At 54.7% G+C, this 4,177-nt stretch carries 6 protein-coding genes and 1 pseudogene; 3 read left to right on the forward strand and 4 right to left on the reverse strand.

What is annotated here, in order from left to right:
- The 3 genes from R6W86_RS11965 to R6W86_RS11975 all read right to left on the reverse strand — a co-directional run.
- Positions 1-248 (reverse strand): hypothetical protein (locus R6W86_RS11965; RefSeq protein ID WP_410329591.1); only part of this gene is annotated, 248 nt, incomplete at its 3' end.
- Between the two features lie 141 nt (positions 249-389).
- Positions 390-1,034, reverse strand: coding sequence for a DUF1294 domain-containing protein (locus tag R6W86_RS11970; protein WP_410329592.1), 645 nt, complete (start codon positions 1,032-1,034; stop codon positions 390-392).
- Complete coding sequence (locus tag R6W86_RS11975) at positions 1,031-2,083, reverse strand: nuclease-related domain-containing protein (protein ID WP_410329593.1); 1,053 nt, start codon at positions 2,081-2,083, stop codon at positions 1,031-1,033. Before R6W86_RS11975 ends, R6W86_RS11970 begins: the two co-directional genes overlap by 4 nt.
- A 265-nt stretch (positions 2,084-2,348) precedes the next feature.
- Here R6W86_RS11975 and R6W86_RS11980 point away from each other — a divergent pair, with 265 nt between their 5' ends.
- Positions 2,349-2,693, forward strand: a complete 345-nt coding sequence (locus R6W86_RS11980) for a PBPRA1643 family SWIM/SEC-C metal-binding motif protein (RefSeq protein ID WP_410329594.1) — start codon at positions 2,349-2,351, stop codon at positions 2,691-2,693.
- Positions 2,694-2,722: 29 nt separating this feature from the next.
- Positions 2,723-3,162 (forward strand): annotated as a pseudogene (locus R6W86_RS11985) (DUF3010 family protein).
- A gap of 45 nt (positions 3,163-3,207) precedes the next feature.
- On the opposite strand, the gene R6W86_RS11990 reads toward R6W86_RS11985, so the two are convergent.
- On the reverse strand, positions 3,208-3,663 hold the full coding sequence (locus tag R6W86_RS11990; protein ID WP_410329595.1) for a metallophosphoesterase family protein: 456 nt from the start codon (positions 3,661-3,663) through the stop codon (positions 3,208-3,210).
- Between the two features lie 200 nt (positions 3,664-3,863).
- On the opposite strand from R6W86_RS11990, the gene R6W86_RS11995 reads away from it, so the two are divergent.
- Positions 3,864-4,177: transposase (locus R6W86_RS11995; RefSeq protein WP_410329596.1), on the forward strand; the 314-nt coding region annotated here is incomplete at its 3' end.

The raw sequence follows: 4,177 nt of genomic DNA on the forward strand, positions 1-4,177 counted from the left end.
GTTTTGGCATCCGCACGCTCAATGATTTTCAGGAGGGTGGATTGAATGGTTTCGTCTTCCCGGGCATCACCCCCACTCACAAACGTTTGCTTCTGGGGTTCCGCGCCCTCTTCCTCGGTAAATGAAATAACAACCTCGCTGGCTGAATCCGGCGTTTTACCAAAGTACTCCAGCGAAACTAACGGATAGCCGTGAAAGCCCTTCTTAACCTGCTTTGCAATACGCTTCTTTGCTTTATCCACGTGCATAATCGGAGCCTTTCGCTGCTTTGTTATCTGGTTGCACATGGGCACCCAGTTGATACCACTCGCCATAGCTGATGGTGGTATGGGACAGGCGTACCCTCATATTCGACAACGACGGGAGTAATCTCAAGGTTTCTCCGTTGTCTACTGCCAGATAACCGGCTGCAAAGACTTCGAAAAATCAAAGCCCAACTGCTGCCGCAAACTCATCGCCTCCGGGGCCACTAGCAGCCACCCCAGAGCGCCAAGGTTGAAAAAGACCGCTAGCCAGAAAACAAATTGATAGCTGCCCTTCCGCGTCTTGTGCCGAAAAGCCTGCTGGGCCACCAGTGCACCGGGCCAACCACAACACAGCTCGAAAAGGTGCAGCGTATTCTCTGCGATGCGTTGGCCAGCCCGCTGCGCTGCATGCTTATCGATCCAGTACATCACGAATGACACCAGACTCACCCCGCCGTAGGCAGCCAGAATAGAGACCGGCATATACCTCTGATAGAGCAGTCCGGCCAGAGTGATGAAAAACAACAGCACCACAGCAGCCGCCACCCAGAACCCTGGGGCCATGCTGGCGCCAACCTTTGCCGCTCCAGCGTATTGAAAGCGCCCTGCCCTTGGCCGGCCCTGAGCATCCTTTGTAATACTGTATGTAACCTTGCGATTGGAAACCGGCCGGCCCCGGCCGGCATAACTGCTGATATGAGCAAAGACTCTTTCACCACCGCCCTCCGGCGTAATAAAGCCAAACCCCTTGGCATCATTCCATGCGGTGAGTAACCCTTTCTGATTCAATGCACTTCCCCTTGCAGAACCTTATACCGAGTACACGCCTTATCCCTCTCTCTGAGAAGGCGCGGATCCTGATTAGCAATAGCGGCAGCAATCAGGGCGTTACATTCCTGCCTTGCCAAAAACAACTCAGAGGGCGGCTGGTTCACACGCTGAACACCGGTAGCTGAGGAAGGCGATCGAGCAACGGCTCCCGAATCAGTTCCGGGTTCGCTGACGGATTGACGAGGAACAGCCTGCGGTGCGACTTCAATCCTGTTTTCATCGTTCCTTTTGGTGCCTATCACCATCGCCCCCGAGACAAAGTTCGAATAAGCATTTACGCCGATCGCACCAACCCCCAACATCAAGACCGGGAAGATCAGGAACTTTAGAAGCCCCCTACTCGGCCGCCGGGGCTCAGCACCATAGCGTTCGGCCACCAGAGCTCTCACATGGCGAGCATGCGCCTTGTCGGTGGCGAAGGATGCCTTGAGGCGCCCGGATGCCACCTTTTCCCGAACCTCCGCAACCTGCTCAGGGCTGAGCACCAACTCCTGTTGGGACTTAATGTAGCGGACATAACCGAGCCCCTGAGTCACGTTTTCCGGCATAGGCGTTTTGAAAGTGCTGTCCCCCACAAACACCACCACCGAATGCATCTGATGGTCACCCAGCCCGAGCATCGTCTGAAGGTTTTTTACATGCTTGTAGTTCTGGTGCAGCGGGTTCTGGAACTTGTGGTTGGACCGATAAATCTTCTGAGTCCAGGTACGCTGATGAGCGCCACCGAAGATCCAGCCCCTCATGTTTTTGGTCTCGACAACGAAGACCCCAAACTCCGAAACCAGAACATGATCGATCTGCGTGGTGCCATCTTCCGTGGGGAGGGTGACGTTCTTGATGAGATGGTAACGGGATTTATCCAGGAACCACCGTGCAGAGAGGTTCACCAGAAATTCACCGAACTTGCCTTTGAACCAGGGCGACTTGATAAGGCCAGCCACGACGGCCAGAGGTAACAGATACCAGAGTGCAGCAATAAGAGGCTGGTAAACCGGGCTCAAATCCATTTCTCAGACATCCTTGTTCTACTTCCCTTCAATCCATCAGACGTGAAACATAAATCACTCTTTGTTCCGGTGCCTTAGGATTTTTGTAACGCCTTTCGGAGGAACGCCAAGCCATTATGGCCTTGAAACTAGATCTGCCCCGGCTCTCCCGGTCCCAGCTTTCTCTATTCAGGAAATTGTATCTGCCTATATCCCCGTTCCCACAGCCATGCTAAAAGACTCCACCCGGCACTAGCTCGGGCATTCTTCCCACCAGGATCTCAGCATGTCAGACAAATTTTTCTTCAAGGGCCGGCAGGACGCACGCCAGCACCACACCGCTTACGGCGGCTTTCAGACCAACGCCAGCCAGAAGAGTGGCAGCAGGAAATATCCGCTAACACTGGTGGTGACCAGTGAAGCGCGCAAGCAGGAAGTTGAGGCACAGGTGGCCCGGGCGAAGCTGCATGCGACTATTTCGGTTGATACCCGCGAGGGCGCCGTTGAATCCATCAACGAGCTCACCGCTATCCTGAATAAAGGAGGAACGGTCACCACGGTAAAACCGCCCTCCCGCAACGACGTCTGCAACTGCGGTAGCGGCATCAAATTCAAGAAGTGCTGCGGCTAACGACAGCCGGGGACTAGAGGGCAATGGCTATGATTGTTTGCGGGGTTGAGCTGACTGGCAGCGATGGGGTGGTGTGTTTGCTGAATATGGACAGGGGGCAGTTCAACCTGCCGGAGTGCAAGGTGCGCAAACTCCCACTGCCAAAAAACCATAGCCGTGAAGATTTGAAGCGGTTCCAGGCGGCCTTTTCGGCGTTAATGGCCGAGTACGGGGTCTCCAGTGTCGCGATCAAAGAGCGGATGCCAAAAGGCAAATTTGCCGGAGGTGCCATCAGCTTCAAAATGGAAGCGGCCATTCAACTGATCAGCGATATTGAGTTGACGGTGACCCTGCTGCCCCGGCACTGATCAAGTCCACCCTGGCAGCCAACCCGCTGCCCATTGCGTTTGCCGAGACGGGCTTGAAGGCTTTTCAGGAAACGGCTTTTATCGCTGCTTATGTGGGACAGCTGCAGGGCGAGCGAACGTGAAAGTGTGTATTCAGAGAATAGATTCGCACCGGTTTCCCAAAGGGATCAAACCGGCAGTTCAATAATCTCACCAACCACACCGTCTTCACTCACCTGAAGCCGCCCCACCGTGATCGGCAGAGTAAAACGTCGGGGCCCGGCGCCACCTGGATTGAAGTAAAGCACGTCCCCAATCCACTCATTACGGGATTTGTGGGAATGGCCGGCGATCACCACGCGGTAACGGCCCTGCGGATCGATGTCGAGGGTTTTGACATCGTGGAGCATGTAAAAAGCGTGGCCGAGGAATTCGAGATCCCGAACATCAGGAAGCGTCGCTGCACGGCCAGTTTTGTCGATATTGCCACGGATCGCAATTAAGGGGGCGATCCCCTCCAGCGCTTCCAGAACCTCGTCCCGCCCCACGTCACCGGCATGAAGGATCAGATCCGAGCCTTTCAAAACCTCCAGGGCTTCGGGACGCATTTTGCTGTGGGTGTCAGCGATCACTCCGATTTGCATGCTTCCCAGCCTCGCTCAAGCCGTGCGATCAGATCCGTTATCCTCACCAACCTGCAAAGTCCAGGCCATACCCAAAGCTCGCCCCGCTTTGACAAGAACCGTGAAAATAAATCTGAAGATCATGTAGCCAGCCTCCCGTAGCCGATCATCCGGAGTAGGCTGGTAGTTGGCGAACACACCTGCCACTACAGGAGGCTGACATGACTTTATTCTCCGCTATTGACCTGCATTCCAACAACAGCGTTGTGGTGGTGATTGATGAGCAAGACCGCATCCTGCTTCAGAAGCGCTACCCGAATGATATGGGACTGATCCTCTCGGCACTGGAACCGTTCAAGAGCCAACTTCATGGTGTGGCGGTCGAGTCGACGTTCAACTGGTATTGGTTGGTGGACGGTCTCCAGGCTGCGGGTATAGAAGCCCACTTGGTGAACACCGTCTCAGTACAACAATACAGCGGCTTAAAGCATACGGATGACCATTCAGACGCGTTTTGGCTGGCTCACCTGATGCG

This window comes from Marinobacter sp., from assembly GCF_046484525.1.
Taxonomy (GTDB): Bacteria; Pseudomonadota; Gammaproteobacteria; order Pseudomonadales; family Oleiphilaceae; genus Marinobacter.

Excerpts from the sequence above, each read along its gene's own strand:
- R6W86_RS11975 (WP_410329593.1), bottom strand. The coding sequence starts at position 2,083 with ATGGATTTGAGCCCGGTTTACCAGCCTCTTATTGCTGCACTCTGGTAT.
- R6W86_RS11980 (WP_410329594.1), top strand. The coding sequence starts at position 2,349 with ATGTCAGACAAATTTTTCTTCAAGGGCCGGCAGGACGCACGCCAGCAC.
- R6W86_RS11990 (WP_410329595.1), bottom strand. The coding sequence starts at position 3,663 with ATGCAAATCGGAGTGATCGCTGACACCCACAGCAAAATGCGTCCCGAA.